General features: G+C 67.4%; 16 protein-coding genes. 5 read left to right on the forward strand and 11 right to left on the reverse strand.

Annotated elements, in window-relative coordinates; all coding sequences use genetic code 11:
* Positions 1-386 precede the first annotated feature (386 nt).
* Both H0X91_RS31255 and H0X91_RS31260 read right to left on the reverse strand, forming a co-directional pair.
* Positions 387-803 (reverse strand): hypothetical protein, encoded by a 417-nt coding sequence (locus tag H0X91_RS31255; protein ID WP_006493628.1) that lies wholly within the window; start codon positions 801-803, stop codon positions 387-389.
* The gene (locus H0X91_RS31260) at positions 800-1,438 is read right to left on the reverse strand and encodes a GNAT family N-acetyltransferase (RefSeq protein WP_006485174.1); all 639 of its coding nucleotides are present in this window, start codon (positions 1,436-1,438) and stop codon (positions 800-802) included. Before H0X91_RS31260 ends, H0X91_RS31255 begins: the two co-directional genes overlap by 4 nt.
* 182 nt (positions 1,439-1,620) lie before the next feature.
* Between H0X91_RS31260 and H0X91_RS31265 the strand changes: the two genes are divergently transcribed.
* Both H0X91_RS31265 and H0X91_RS31270 read left to right on the forward strand, forming a co-directional pair.
* Positions 1,621-2,226 carry a TetR/AcrR family transcriptional regulator gene (locus H0X91_RS31265; protein ID WP_043205268.1) on the forward strand — a complete coding sequence of 202 codons (606 nt, stop codon included), beginning with the start codon at positions 1,621-1,623 and terminating at the stop codon, positions 2,224-2,226.
* A 64-nt stretch (positions 2,227-2,290) separates the two neighbouring features.
* Positions 2,291-2,770: a nuclear transport factor 2 family protein gene (locus H0X91_RS31270; protein WP_006485164.1), complete on the forward strand. Its 480-nt coding sequence runs from the start codon at positions 2,291-2,293 to the stop codon at positions 2,768-2,770.
* A 463-nt stretch (positions 2,771-3,233) separates the two neighbouring features.
* Here the strand turns inward: H0X91_RS31270 and H0X91_RS31275 are convergent, their stop codons facing one another.
* Positions 3,234-4,319 carry a tartrate dehydrogenase gene (locus H0X91_RS31275; RefSeq protein ID WP_006496223.1) on the reverse strand — a complete coding sequence of 362 codons (1,086 nt, stop codon included), beginning with the start codon at positions 4,317-4,319 and terminating at the stop codon, positions 3,234-3,236.
* 115 nt (positions 4,320-4,434) lie between these two features.
* Here H0X91_RS31275 and H0X91_RS31280 point away from each other — a divergent pair, with 115 nt between their 5' ends.
* Positions 4,435-5,358 carry a LysR substrate-binding domain-containing protein gene (locus tag H0X91_RS31280; protein WP_006485150.1) on the forward strand — a complete coding sequence of 308 codons (924 nt, stop codon included), beginning with the start codon at positions 4,435-4,437 and terminating at the stop codon, positions 5,356-5,358.
* Positions 5,359-5,423: 65 nt separating this feature from the next.
* On the opposite strand, the gene argC is transcribed toward H0X91_RS31280, so the two are convergent.
* Positions 5,424-6,365, reverse strand: a complete 942-nt coding sequence (gene argC / locus H0X91_RS31285; protein ID WP_196433635.1) for an N-acetyl-gamma-glutamyl-phosphate reductase — start codon at positions 6,363-6,365, stop codon at positions 5,424-5,426.
* Between the two features lie 121 nt (positions 6,366-6,486).
* Between argC and H0X91_RS31290 the strand changes: the two genes are divergently transcribed.
* Positions 6,487-7,371 carry a LysR family transcriptional regulator gene (locus H0X91_RS31290; RefSeq protein ID WP_006485167.1) on the forward strand — a complete coding sequence of 295 codons (885 nt, stop codon included), beginning with the start codon at positions 6,487-6,489 and terminating at the stop codon, positions 7,369-7,371.
* 50 nt (positions 7,372-7,421) lie between these two features.
* Here H0X91_RS31290 and H0X91_RS31295 read toward each other — a convergent pair whose 3' ends face one another.
* The 4 genes from H0X91_RS31295 to H0X91_RS31310 are packed head-to-tail and all read right to left on the reverse strand — an operon-like array spanning position 7,422 to position 10,739.
* Complete coding sequence (locus H0X91_RS31295) at positions 7,422-7,886, reverse strand: hypothetical protein (RefSeq protein WP_196433636.1); 465 nt, start codon at positions 7,884-7,886, stop codon at positions 7,422-7,424.
* Positions 7,887-7,946: 60 nt separating this feature from the next.
* On the reverse strand, positions 7,947-9,164 hold the full coding sequence (locus H0X91_RS31300; RefSeq protein ID WP_196433637.1) for a patatin-like phospholipase family protein: 1,218 nt from the start codon (positions 9,162-9,164) through the stop codon (positions 7,947-7,949).
* Entirely contained in the window at positions 9,161-9,946 is a 786-nt protein-coding gene (locus H0X91_RS31305) for a 3-hydroxybutyrate dehydrogenase (RefSeq protein WP_006485158.1), read from the reverse strand. Before H0X91_RS31305 ends, H0X91_RS31300 begins: the two co-directional genes overlap by 4 nt.
* Before the next feature lie 52 nt (positions 9,947-9,998).
* The gene (locus H0X91_RS31310; protein ID WP_006485181.1) at positions 9,999-10,739 is read right to left on the reverse strand and encodes an acetoacetate decarboxylase; all 741 of its coding nucleotides are present in this window, start codon (positions 10,737-10,739) and stop codon (positions 9,999-10,001) included.
* 434 nt (positions 10,740-11,173) lie between these two features.
* Between H0X91_RS31310 and H0X91_RS31315 the strand changes: the two genes are divergently transcribed.
* Positions 11,174-11,755 (forward strand): undecaprenyl-diphosphatase, encoded by a 582-nt coding sequence (locus tag H0X91_RS31315; protein WP_060212235.1) that lies wholly within the window; start codon positions 11,174-11,176, stop codon positions 11,753-11,755.
* Between the two features lie 24 nt (positions 11,756-11,779).
* Here H0X91_RS31315 and H0X91_RS31320 read toward each other — a convergent pair whose 3' ends face one another.
* From H0X91_RS31320 to H0X91_RS31330, 3 genes are all read right to left on the reverse strand, one after another.
* A complete protein-coding gene (locus H0X91_RS31320) occupies positions 11,780-12,013 on the reverse strand; it encodes a hypothetical protein (protein WP_006485180.1) in 234 nt (77 codons plus the stop codon).
* Between the two features lie 151 nt (positions 12,014-12,164).
* Positions 12,165-12,986 carry a siderophore-interacting protein gene (locus tag H0X91_RS31325; RefSeq protein WP_196433638.1) on the reverse strand — a complete coding sequence of 274 codons (822 nt, stop codon included), beginning with the start codon at positions 12,984-12,986 and terminating at the stop codon, positions 12,165-12,167.
* Between the two features lie 38 nt (positions 12,987-13,024).
* Positions 13,025-13,732 carry a PadR family transcriptional regulator gene (locus H0X91_RS31330; protein ID WP_012492994.1) on the reverse strand — a complete coding sequence of 236 codons (708 nt, stop codon included), beginning with the start codon at positions 13,730-13,732 and terminating at the stop codon, positions 13,025-13,027.
* Positions 13,733-13,824: the final 92 nt, after the last annotated feature.

Below are 13,824 nucleotides of genomic sequence, written 5' to 3' on the forward strand. Positions count from 1 at the left end.
GTCGAGACGGGGCAGCGCGGCGCGATCGCCGCCTGCCCCGTTTTCGTTTGCACGCGCACCGTCACACGTCGAAACGCGTGACGCAGCGCTTGAGGTGAGATTATTCGGGAGCTGTGTTTGCGTGCCGAATCGCCGCACGATCCCGCATCGGTGACCGGCAATTGCACGTTCGCTTCACCGGTCGGCAGCTGCTTCGCTTCTCTCCCGTCACGCCATCCGGCGCCTGTTTCTCCACTTCCCCGCAGTTCCCCGCTTCGCTTGGCGTGCACGCGTTCGCCCGCCACCCTATGCGACATCATGCCGAACCGAAACCTCAACCGTGAGCCGCACCCCGCGTTGCGACTCACTGATGCGCGGGCGATCGGCTTCGATCGGTGCGCCGACCGCTACTTGATCCGTTCACCATTCGATCCGCGCGGGTCGAGCTGAAGGCTCAACACGACGAGCCAGCGCTTCGGACACTGCGGCGCAACGTCGAGCGGATCGCCATGCGCGCCGGGAGCCGTGACGAACCCGTGTTGCGCCGCGTACCGGTACGCGCGCAACGCATCCGCCTGCAGCCAGAAGCTCACGAGCGCGCACGTCGCGAAGCGGAACAGCAGCACGGCCGCCGCGTCCGGTGCGAAACCGGCTGCGGCCAGCACGCCTTCGAACGCGAACGTCAACACGTGCGCCACCGCGATCGTGACGATCGTCAGCTTCATCACGCCACGCAGCCTTAGCGCCGCCCGCACGCGTGCCTGCCGGATGGCGAGCCGTGCGCGATCGTCGTCGTCATCGCGCTTGCGCACATCGGGTTTCACGATGCCGCACCGGCTTGCCGCGCGACGTCGATCTGCATCGTGCCGTGCGCGCGCGTGCTGCCGTCGGCGCCGCCGACGGCCTTGCACAGGATCGTGCTGTCGTAGTTGTGCCCCGGAAAGCGCACCACGTCGACCGGCTGAAATCCGTCGCGACGATAGAACGCGATGAGCCGAGCCGCCGCGTACGGCGCGTCGAGCGCGAGATGCGTCGCGCCGCGCGCGGCGGCCCGACGTTGCGCGAATGCGAGCAGCGCGCGGCCGATGCCGCGATCCTGCCAGACCGGATCGACGGCCAGCTGCTCGAGCGTCGCGACGCGCCGGCTGCGATACGGATCGCAGCGCGAATCGGGATCGTGCGAGCGCATCGTCATCGTCGCGACCAGATGCGCGTTGCCGAGCGCGACGAAGCACTCGCCGGTCAGCACGCGTTCGCGCGTCGCCGCGGCCGGCTGATCGACGCACGGGCAATTGAAGCCCAAGGCGCCGAGCGGCGCGAACGCGCGATGCAGCAGCGCGGTCAGCGTGTCGTACGAATCGCTGCACGGGTCGAAGCGCCGCACGATGACGCGGCCGTCGAGCCGTTTCGCATAAGCCGCATAGGCGCGCGCGGGGCGCGCGGATTCCGGTCGCTGCATGATGTCCTTTCGCCCAGACAGGGTGACCGAAGTGTAGTGAGCGTCGTGTCGCCGCTTCAAGAAAAAATGTCGTAAACGCGGCCGGCCTCGACGTCTCGGCCAGGACACGACGAGGCCCTCTCGCCGGCAGGGCTTTTCACATGAAGGTTGACGCCGGAGAACGATCGTTCTACCGTAAACCCATGAACACACTTCTCGACTCCTCCGGCGAACCGGGCGTGCGCGACCGGCTGCTCGACGCGGCCGAAGCGCTGATCTATTCGGGCGGCATCCATGCGACCGGCGTCGATGCGATCGTCAAGCGATCCGGCGCGGCACGAAAGAGCTTTTATTCGCATTTCGAATCGAAAGAGGCGCTGGTGGTCGCCGCGCTCGAACGTCGCGACGAGCGCTGGATGCGCTGGTTCGTCGACGCCACGCTGGCGCGCGGCAAGACGCCGCGCGCGCAACTGCTCGGCATGTTCGACGTGCTGCGCGACTGGTTCGGGCAGCCGGACTTTCATGGCTGCGCGTTCCTGAATACGGCGGGCGAGATACCCGACGCCGACGATCCCGTGCGCGTCGTCGCCCGCATGCACAAGGCGCGTCTGCTGGCGTTCGTGCGCGAGCGCTTCGACGCCTGTGCCGACGAAACCGGCATCGAGCGCCGCGGGCTCGCGCGCATCGCGCGTCAGTGGCTCGTGTTGATCGACGGCGCGATCGGCGTGGCGCTCGTCAGTGGCGATGCAAACGCCGCGCGCGATGCGCGCGCGACGGCCGAACTGCTGCTCGATGCCGTGTCGCGGTAGCCGACGCAGCGAACCCGAACCGGCTGCGTGCGTTCGCGGCCACAACCCTGAACAGGAGCAACCCATGTCCGCTTCCCCCGAAGTTCGTCCGCCCGTTCCGCCCTTCACGCTCGACACGGCGCGCCAGAAAGTGCGCGCCGCCGAGGACGCGTGGAACACGCGCGACCCGCAACGCGTGTCGCTCGCCTATACGCCGCAAAGCCGCTGGCGCAATCGCGCGGAATTCGTGACGGGCCGCGACGAGATCGTCGGGCTGCTGCAGCGGAAGTGGGCGCGCGAACTCGACTACCGGCTGATCAAGGAGCTGTGGGCGTTCGACGGCAATCGCATCGCGGTGCGTTTTGCGTACGAGTGGCATGACGATGCGGGTAACTGGTTCCGTTCGTACGGCAACGAGAACTGGGCGTTCGACGAGAACGGCCTGATGGCGCATCGCCACGCGAGCATCAATGATCTGCCGATTCGCGAGGCGGACCGCCTTTATCACTGGCCGCTTGGTCGTCGTCCGGACGATCATCCGGGGCTGTCCGACCTCGGGCTGTGATGCCGCGCACGCGCTCAACGGAGCGGCGAACGCGTCCCCGCGGTTCAATGGTGAGGAAATTCGGGAGCCGTCCGTTGAAGGTGAGATTTTTCGGGACGAGGTGAAATGCTGCGTCGGACTGTGTGCTTCGACCCGGTCGACGCGGCCTTGCGCCCGATGAAGCGGCGGATGTCTCGACGTGCTGCGGTGTGCGTCGTCGCGTGATGCATCTCACCGATCGCGTCGAAGCGAACGTGTGTTGACGATCGGTGGGTGCGAGCGCGACGTGCAACTCACCGATCGAATTGATTTCGACGTCAACGAAGATCCGCGCAAACAGTGCGCGTTGCGATGTGCCGTCGCTCACCGCTCGACTTCACCGCGACGTATCGGCGGAGTCTGCACAAGTGCGCAACCGCATCGCGTGCCGCTCACCGCAGACTATTCACGCAGTGCCGCCCGGCGCGAACGCCGGACGCGCCCCTCAACCGGCAACCCGCGCGGCGATCGCCTCGCCCACTTCCTGCGTGCCTGCATGGCCGCCGAGATCGCGGGTATGCGGCCCCGTGCGCAGCACGTCCTCGATGGCGGCGACGATCGCATCGTGCGCGTCGCGTTCGCGGCCCGTGCCGTTGCCGAGGAAGTCGAGCATCATCGCCGCCGACCAGATCATCGCGACCGGATTCGCGATGTATTGCCCCGCGATGTCGGGTGCGGAACCGTGCACGGGTTCGAACAGCGACGGGAACGTGCGGTCGGGGTTCAGGTTCGCCGACGGCGCGATGCCGATCGTGCCCGTACACGCCGGCCCGAGATCCGACAGGATGTCGCCGAACAGGTTCGACGCGACGACGACGTCGAAGCGGTCCGGTTGCAGCACGAAGCGCGCGCACAGGATGTCGATGTGCTGCTTGTCGACCGCGATTTCCGGATAGCGTTCGGCCATCTCGGCCGCGCGCGCGTCCCACCACGGCATGCTGATCGCGATGCCGTTGCTTTTCGTCGCGACGGTCACGCGCTTCGCGCGCCGCTGCGCGAGCTCGAACGCGAATTTCAGCACGCGCTCGGTGCCGTGCCGCGTGAAGATCGACTGCTGCATCACGACTTCGCGTTCGGTGCCTTCGAACATCGTGCCGCCCACCGACGAATATTCGCCCTCGGTGTTCTCGCGCACGATCATGAAGTCGATGTCGCCGGCGCGGCGGCCGGCGAGCGGCGACGGCACGCCGTCGAACAGGCGCGCGGGCCGCAGGTTGATGTACTGGTCGAATTCGCGGCGGAATTTCAGCAGCGAGCCCCACAGCGAAATGTGATCGGGCACGGTCGCCGGCCAGCCGACCGCGCCGAACAGGATCGCATCCATGTCCGACAGCTGCGCTTTCCAGTCGTCCGGCATCATCTTGCCGTGCCGCGCGTAGTAGTCGCAGCTCGCCCAGTCGATCTCGACGAAGTCGAAGCGCACGCCGAAGCGCGCGGTCACGGCGGCGAGCACGCGCAGCCCCTCCGGCATCACTTCGCGGCCGATGCCGTCGCCGGGGATCACGGCAATCCTGTAAGTCCTGTCGGTCATGCAAATCTCCTTGGCTGGTCGGCCAGCTGCCGGGAAGGCAACGGCCCGTCACGTCATTCTATTTATTTCCATCCGGATTAAAATCACGCAAAAGTTAATCGACTTTCCACGAATCGTGAATAAATCGCCGAACCTCGACGACCTGCGCGTGTTCAGCCTGGTCGTCCGCCTCGCGAGCTTCAGCGCGGCCGCCGAGCAGCTCGCGGTATCGCCCGCGTACGTCAGCAAGCGCATCGCGATGCTCGAGGCGCAGCTCGGCACGCGCCTGCTGCATCGCTCGACACGCCGCATGACGGTCACCGAAGCCGGCGAACGCGTGTTCGCGCGCGCGGAGAAGATTCTCGACGACGTCGATCATCTCGTCGAGGACGTGTCGACCACGCGCACGGTGCCGCGCGGCACGCTGCGCCTGTCGAGCAGCTTCGGCTTCGGCCGGCACGTCGTCGCGCCGGCGCTGCTCGACTTCAGTGCGCGCTATCCGCAGTTGAACGTGCGGCTCGATCTGTTCGACCGGCTCGTCGACGTGGCCGGCGAAGGCTACGACCTCGACGTGCGCATCGGCGACGAGATCGCCGATCACCTGATCGCGCGCCGCCTCGCCACGAACCATCGCGTGCTGTGCGCGTCGCCCGACTATCTGGCCCGCCGCGGAACGCCGCGCTCGCTGGCCGATCTCGCCTCGCACGACTGTCTCGCGATCAAGGAGCGCGATCATCCGTTCGGCGTATGGCGGCTGACCGTGCGCGGCGAAACGGCCACGGTGAAGGTCGGCGGCGCACTGTCGACGAACCATGGCGAGGTGGCCGTGCAATGGGCGCTGGCCGGGCGCGGCATCGTGCTGCGCTCGATCTGGGAGGCCGGGCCGCTGATCGAACGCGGCGCGTTGTGCCGCGTGCTGCCGGACGCGCTTCAGCCCGCGAACATCTGGGCCGTGTATCCGGAACGCGTCGCGGCGTCGGCGAAGGTGCGCGTGTGCGTGGATTTTCTGGTGGAGACGCTGGCCGGCCTGAACGCCGTCGCGAGCGACGATACGGCCTGAAACCGGCTAAAGGTGAGCTTTTACGGGGGCGTGCGCAGGCGCCGTCGACGGCGCCTGCGGGCGCGTTACGCGGCGCTCGACGCACCGAGCATCAAGTCGAGATTCTGCACGGCCGCGCCGGATGCGCCTTTGCCGAGATTGTCGAACACCGCGGACAGCAGCACCTGGCCGCGCGCTTCGTTGACGAACACGCCGAGCCGCAGATCATTGGTGCCGTTCAGCGCTTGCGGATCGAGATGCGTTGCCGCGGCGGCGTCCGCGAGCGGTGTCACGTCGACGTGGCGCGCGTCCGCGTAGTGGTGCGCGAGACACGCGTGCAGCCGCTCACCGGTCACGCCGGCCGGAAGCAGCCGCAGCTCGATCGGAATGGTGAGCACGATGCCTTGCCGATAGGCACCGTAGGCCGGCACGAAGAATGGGCGGTGCGCGAGCCCCGCATGCTGCCGGATCTCGGGCACGTGCTTGTGTTCGAGCGCGAGGCCGTACACCTGCAGCGGCAACGGGGGCGTGGCGGCGTCGGCCGATTCGAATGCGTCGACGGCCGCCCGGCCGCCACCCGAGTAACCGGACACCGCGTGGATGCTCACCGGGTAGTCGCGCGGCAGCAGCTCGGCCTGCAGCAGCGGGCGAAGCAGGCCGATCGCGCCCGTCGGGTAGCAGCCGGGATTGGTCACGCGCTTCGCATGCGCGATGTCCTGCGCATGTCCGTCGGCCATCTCGGGAAAGCCGTAGACCCATTCGGGCTGCGTGCGATGGGCCGAACTCGCGTCGATCACGCGTACCGCCGGGTTCCGGATGAAGCCGACCGCTTCGCGCGCGGCCGCGTCGGGCAGGCACAGGATGGCGATATCGCACGCGTTGAGTGCATCGGCGCGGCGCGCGGGGTCCTTGCGTTCGGCGGCGGGAAGCGTGAGCAGCCGTACGTCGGTGCGGTCGCGCAGACGCGCGTGAATCTGCAACCCGGTCGTGCCCTGGTCGCCGTCGATGAAGACAGTGGGGAAGCTCATGATGGTCGTGTGCGTCGCGTTCGGTCGTCGGGGGAAACCGTATCGTCCACCGAACGCCTAGAATAGGAAAAGTTGAATTTGCTGATCGTATGATTCAGCTTTCCTGAACGAGAGGGATGCGATGCGCGAGATCAGTCTGGACCGCCTCCGTACGCTGGTCGCGATCGCGGACCAGGGTTCCTTCGTGGCGGCGGCGCAATGGCTTCACCTCGCCCCGCCGACCGTCAGTCTGCATGTCGCCGAGCTGGAAAGCCGCGTCGGCGCGCCGCTGCTGTCGCGCACACGCGGCAACGTGCGCCCGTCGGTGATCGGCGAAGTGCTGGTGGAGCGGGCGCGGCGCCTGCTGGCCGAGGTCGAAGCCACGCTGGACGACGTGCAGCGACAGGTGCAGGGGTTGAGCGGGCGCGTCCGGCTCGGCGCATCGACCGGCGCGATCGCGCATCTGTTGCCGCAGGCGGTGGCCGGATTGCGCGCGCAGCATCCGGATATCGACGTGCAGATCGCAGTGCTCACGTCGCAGGACACGCTGGCGCGCATTGCACAAGGCACGCTCGATGTCGGGCTGGTTGCGCTGCCGCAGGCGCCGGTCGCGGGGCTGTCGATCCGGCCGTGGCGCCGCGATCCGGTGATGGCTTTCCTGCCTGCGGACTGGCCGCTTCCGGCCCGTGTGACGCCGGCGTATCTGGCCGCGCGGCCGCTGATCCTCAACGATGCGACGACGCGCCTGTCGCGGCTCACGACCGAATGGTTCGCGCTCGGCGGTCATCGGCCCGAGCCGCGGATCGAACTGAACTACAACGATGCGATCAAGAGCCTGGTCGCCGCGGGGTACGGCGCGACGCTGCTGCCGCACGAGGCGGGCGCCCCGCTGCCGGATGCGCGCATCGTCATGCGGCCGCTACGTCCGGCGTTGTGGCGCGAGCTGGGGATTGCCCATCGTGCCGGCCCGGTCGAACGGGCGACGCAGCACGTGCTCGACGCGCTGTGGGCGCTCGGTGCGCGATAGCCGATCATTGTGCGATCGGCCCGTGCGAGCCATGCGGCCCGCACGCGCGTTCAGAGCCGGTTGTCCTTCGCCAGCGTGAGCACGCGCGCCCAGCGCTGCGCATCGCGCTTGTCCATCATCGGCAGCTTCCATTCGCCGCGCACGGCGTCGCGCACGCGCACGACGAGATGCCAGCGGCCGTCGATCGGCGCGGCCTCGCAGCCGTCGAGCTGCGACAGCGTATAGCGGCCGTCCGCGCCGTCATGCGACAGCCACAGGAGCCCTTGCGTCGCGGACACGCGCAACTCGCCCCATGCGCGATGCACGACGTGCGTCCAGCCTCTTTCCTTCGTGTTCGATGCGATGTCGCGGCGACGCTTGAGCCACCACGCGATCAGCGCGACCAGGAGCGCGGCGGCCAGCACGGCGGCCGCGATCGCGACCGGCTGGCCGAACTGCGCGGCGATGACGTGAAACAGGTGAACGGCGCCCCATCCGAGGGCGATGAGCGCGAATAGCGCAATGAAAATCGGCATGTCGAATCGGAAAGGAGGACAGGCCGGCGCATGCAGCATGCCGGCCCGTTGCACACGGCATTACCGGCGGCGGTGAATGTCGTGCGTGACGAAGCCCGCGTCGTTGACGGGCAGCGCGAGGCCGTCCTTCACCGCGAGCGTCTTGCGGATGTCGTCGAGACCCGCGGACCAGTGGTCGCGCATCGTCGACAGGCCGAACTGATAGTCCTTGTAGTGATGCTCGTACGCCTTCTGCTGATAGATCAGATGCTGGATGTTGTACTTCTTCCCGCTCGACATCGCTTCGGCCTCGACGCACCACGGGTCGTTCTTGCGCTGCTCTTCCGGCACCTGTTCGAGCACGTGGCGCAGCACGTTGCGGTAGCGCTGTTCGCGCTGCAGCGTGTCGGTGACGAAACGCGTGCGGCTCGAGTACTGCACGTCCTTCGTGCGCTCGGCGACGTCGGCCATCGTGCGCGGCAGCGGCCCGCGCGCGCTCCACAGATCGACCTGGAACGCGAGCGTGTCGCGGCGCGGCCGGGCGCGGAGCACTTCCATCAGCGGCGTGTTCGACACGACACCGCCGTCCCAGTAATACTCGCCGTCGATCTCGACGGGCGGGAACGCGGGCGGCAGCGCACCGGACGCCGTGAAATGCTCGGGCGCGAGACGGATGCGCGAGTTGTCGAAGTACACGAAGTTGCCGGTGCCGACGTTGACCGCGCCGACCGACACGCGCGTCTCGCCCGAATTGATCCGGTCGAAATCGCACAGTTTCAGCAGCGTCGCGCGCAGCGCCGACGTGTCGTACCAGCTGATTTTTTCAGGATGGTCGGACACGCCCGGCAGCGGCGGCGGAAAGCGCGGCACGAAGAAGCCCTGCTGGCCCTGCATCATCGCGCTGGCGGCCTGCGACGCGGTGAAGAACGTGCGGACCTGGTCGATGCTGTTGAACAGCGCGAATTCGAACGCGGCCGGAATCGTCGGAAAGAACGCCGGCTGGCAGATCGTTTCCCAGAATTCGCGCAGGCGCTCGACGCGATGCTCGGGCGCATTGCCGGCGATCAGCGCGGTGTTGAGCGCGCCGATCGAGATGCCCGCGATCCAGTCGAGCGGAATGCCCGCCTCGTGCAGCCCTTCGAACACGCCGGCCTGGTACGCGCCGAGCGCGCCGCCGCCCTGCAGGACGAGCGCGATCGTTTCGTACGGCAGCGACCGTGCGGCCGCCGGCGCGCCGGCTTCGTGGTGCAGGTCCGCCGCATCCACGGCCTGCTTTTCGGTGCGGGCGTGCGGCTTCATTGCATGAACCAGCCGTGGCTGACGATGAACGACTGGCCCGTGAGCGCGGCGCTCGGGAACGCCGACAGGAACAGCACCGTCTGCGCGACGTCCTGCACCGTCGTGAACACGCCGTCGACCGTGTTGCCGAGCATCACCTTCTTGATCACTTCCTCTTCGCTGATGCCGAGCTCCTTCGCCTGCTCCGGAATCTGCTTGTCGACCAGCGGCGTGCGCACGAAGCCCGGACACACGACGTGCGAGCGCACGTTGTGCTTCGCGCCTTCCTTCGCCAGCACGCGCGCCAGGCCGAGCAGACCGTGCTTGGCCGTCACGTACGCCGACTTCAGCGGCGACGCTTCGTGCGAGTGCACCGAACCCATGTAGATCACGACGCCGCCGCGATCGTCCTTGTACATATGCTTGAGCGCGGCCTTCGTCGTCAGGAACGCGCCGTCCACGTGGATCGCCTGCATCTTCTTCCAGTCGGCGAACGAGTAGTTCTCGATCGGGTTGACGATCTGGATGCCCGCATTCGACACGAGGATGTCGACCGAGCCGAACGCTTCGGCCACCTTGTCGATGCCGGTGTTCACGGCTTCCTCGTTGGTCACGTCCATCGCGACGCCGATCGCCTTGCCGCCTGCCTTGTTGATCTCGTCGGCGACCGCGTTCGCGCCGTCCTGGTTCAGGTCGGCGATCGCGACGGCCGCGCCTGCCTTGGCGAGCTCCAGTGCGATTTCCTTGCCGATGCCGCTCGCGGCGCCCGTGACGACTGCGGTCTTGCCATTCAGGTTGCTCATGTTCGAATTCCCGTGGTGAAAGGATTGACAGGGAGAAAGGACTGCGGACGTGTTACTGAGCCAGGTAATCGTAGACGACTTCGCCGAGGCCCAGCGTCAAATCCGCGACGAGGTGGCGCGCCTCGACGATCTCGAGCACCGGCAGATCGGCCACCGGCGCGAGCGCGTGCGGCGCCAGCTCCAGCGATGCGGGGCCCGTCCATGCGCCCTTCATCTTGATGTCCTGCATGTAATAGCGCACCAGTTCGCAGACGCGCGCGGTGCCGTCGACGTGCGGGATGATCTTCAGCAGGAAATTGGGGCCGGCGAGCCGCTTCGTCTGCTCGTCGATGTCGAGTTCCTTGTGCTTGTAGCCCATCGTGCCGGTCGCGACGCGCACCTTGCCGTAGTCGAGCGTGCCCAGGATGTGATCGGTGTTCACGTGCAGCGTGGGCGACGCGAGCTTCTTCGGGAAGCCCCATAGCTCGCGGCCGCCGGCGATCGGCGGATGATCGTCGAGATACATCGCGAGCGTATAGCCGCCCGCCTGACCGTTGTATTCGACCGGGATCACCTGGCCGCTTTCGGTGTAATCGCCGAAGCCGGTCGAATCGGCCATGCGAATGAATTCGTAGTGGACGAGCGGCTCGGTGACCTGCAGCGGCTCGGGGACGATTTCACGGAGGCGGTCCGGATCGGTGCGGTACGTGATGATCAGAAACTCACGATCGACGAAACGGTACGGGCCCATCGGGAACGCAGGGCTGGTCAACGGCATCGCAAACGCTTTCGATCGGACATCGCTGGGTTTCATGCGGACTCCTTGTTGTTGATCGCTTCGTGGATGAGTGGACGTAATCGTATGCCTGTGCGTTGCCGTTGTGCGATGCCGCATCTGGAATTAATTGTTGCCGATTTCGAATAATTTGCGGCGTAAATATTGAGATGAATGAGACAAACGGCCTGGACGGCGTGCCGGCCGGGCCATGGTCGCACGCATCGATGACGCCATCGTGTGAAAACGGTGAGTCTTTACGGGAGAGAGGGTGAGCCTTTACGGGAAACGGTCGCGCGGGAATATGACAATTGTGTGAACTTGTGTTGCAGTGCAGGCTCTAAGTGCGTTCGCCGCGCGGGCCTTGTCCGGGCGGCTGCCGCATTAAGCACCGCTTAAGCGGCGACGCTCTAGCATCGTTCGACTCCGGCCGGGCAACCGGCCGATCCTTGACGCCCCACGCAACCGGATTCATGCAGAACCTCAATCTCGCCCTCTTTTCCGCCATCAACGCCGGCGGTGCACCGCACCCGGGCGTTGCCCGCCTCGCGATCTTCGCCGCCGACTGGCTCGTCTATGCGCTGCCCGCGATGCTGCTGCTGACCTGGATCTTCGGCGCACGCCCCGCGCGGCACCAGGCGATCGAAGCCGGCGTCGGCGTCTGCGTGGCGCTCGTGCTCGCGCAAGTGCTCGGGCATGTCTGGTTTTCGCCGCGCCCGTTCATGGCCGGCGTCGGCACGCAGCTGATTCCGCACGCGCCGGACAGTTCGTTTCCGAGCGATCACATGACGTTCGCGTGGAGCATGGCGGTCGGCCTGCTGCTCGGCGGCACGACGCGGGTCACCGGTTTCGTGATGGCCGCGATGGCCGTGGCGATCGCATGGGGGCGCGTCTATGCGGGCGTGCACTGGCCGTTCGACATGGCGGGCGGGGTGCTGGTCGGCACGGTGGGCGCGCTGGCCGCGCACCTGTACGGGCAACGCGTGACCGCGCTGCTCGAACGGCTCGGCGATTCGGTGCATGCGGTCGTGATGGGGCGCCGGCAGGCGCCGTAAGCAGAAGGAAGCGGCGGAACGCCGTCAGCCGGACGAGCCGGATGTGCGGGCCGATTCGGCCGAGGCGGACGGGCTGCCGCCCGCATCGTGCAGTTCAGGCGTATCGGCCGGATGCCGCGCGGCATCGCGGTCGAGGGCGCTTTCCTTCAGGATCGCGCACATCGCGACGAACAGCGCGAGGACGACCGCGGCGAGGCCGCAATAACCGGCGATCTTCAGGTGGCGAAGGAAAGGCGAAGCGTGGCTTTCTTTTGTCATGACCGGGCGCTCCTGGGCGGGCTGCGGCGGCTGTCGCCCGACAGCGGCGTCGCAGACATACATATATACCCGCCGCGATGCCGGTGCCAAGCCCGCTGCTGCGCCGGCGCCACGATTGTTTCAGTCGCCGGTCGAGCGGTATCCGCCCCGCTCAGTCTTCCAGCGTTTCGTGCACGGCCGCCGCGCCGCGCTTCCAGTAGGCCGCCGCGCGGATGCGCGACTTGTCGACGCCGCGCTCGCCGGTCAGGTGGTGGCGCACCGCGCGCATCGACAGCGCTTCGCCGGCCGCCCACACGTAGCCGTCGCCGGACGACGGCAGCGGCAGGTCGCGCACGGCATTCAGCAGCGCATCGCCGTCCGCCGCGTCGGCTTCGGCGCGAAAGCGCCAGATTTCATGCACGTCGGCGCGCGTATCGAACGAGATCTGCGCGGTGCGATCCGCGACTTCCAGCACGACCGCCGCGCGCGCGCCGGCCGGCAATTCCGAGAGACGCCGCGCGACGGCCGGCAGCGCCGTATCGTCGCCGATCAGCAGATGCCAGTCGAAACCGGTCGGGACGACGAACGAACCGCGCGGGCCGCCGATGCCGAGCCATTGGCCGACGCGTGCCTGCGCGGCCCACTGCGATGCCGGGCCCGGATGGTTCAGCACGAATTCCAGATCGAGTTCGCGGGCGGCGCGGTCGAAGCGGCGCGGCGTGAAGTCGCGCGCGACCGGCTTCGGTTCGCCTGCCGGAAACTCGGGGCCGTTCGCGCCGAGCGTCGGCAGCGCGGGGCGTTCCGCGCCCGGCGGCGGGAAAAATACCTTCACGTGATCGTCGAACGACGCGGATTCGAAATCCGCGAGATCGGGGCCGCCGAGCGTGACGCGCAGCAGATGCGGCGTCACGGGATGCACGCGCAGCACTTGCAGCAGGCGGAACTTGAGGGTGTGGCGCACGCGGGTGACGGTGCGCTCGGATGTGTTCTGCATCGATCCGTTCTCCTTGGGTGGTGACGGGACGGCGCGGATCACGCGCCGGCGCCGCCTTCGATTTCGGCCGTCGCGCGGCGCATGATGGCCGCGATGCGGCGTTGTTCGTCGGCGTCGGCGGCGCTCTTGTGCAGCAGCGCGCGCTTGAGCGCGAGACGCGCCTCGACGAATTCCGGCAGCCAGCCGGCTTGCGATTCGTCCTGCGCTTCGTTGCCCGCCGATTCCCCGGCGAACGCGCGCCGCATGAACTCCATCTTGCGGGCGAGGTGCGTGAGGCGCGCGAACAGCGTGTCGACGCGTTCGCGCTGGGCGTCGAGATGCGCGCGGCCTGCGTCGGTCAGCGCATAGCGCTTGCGGTTGCCTTCCGCTTGCGACGCGACGAAGCCGACTTCCTCGAGATAGGTGAGCGCCGGATACACCATGCCGGGGCTCGGGCTGTAGAAGCCGTTCGAGCGTGTGTCGAGCGCCTTGATCAGTTCGTAGCCGTGGCTGGGCTGTTCGGCCACCAGCGCGAGCAGCAGCAGCTGGAGATCGTCGGAGCTGAACTGGCGGCCGCGCGGCATGCCGTCGTCGCCGAAATCGCCGAAGCCGCGCCCGCCACGGCCGCCGAACGGGCCGCCGCCGAATGCATCGTGGCCGCGACGGTGGCGACCGATCGCGTACCAGAGACCGGCGAATCCCTCGGGGTGGTCATGCGCACCATGACCGTCGCATCGGGCATGGCCGCGGAAGTGATTGTGTCGCATGATCGTGTCCTGTGTGTCGTAAAACATATCTAAAGATATATATCGAAAGATACAGCGTCAAGGGGATTATTGAGGGCGGGATGGTGGGGCGG

The organism is Burkholderia sp. 9777_1386 (genome assembly GCF_015712265.1).
Lineage (GTDB): Bacteria > Pseudomonadota > Gammaproteobacteria > Burkholderiales > Burkholderiaceae > Burkholderia > Burkholderia cenocepacia.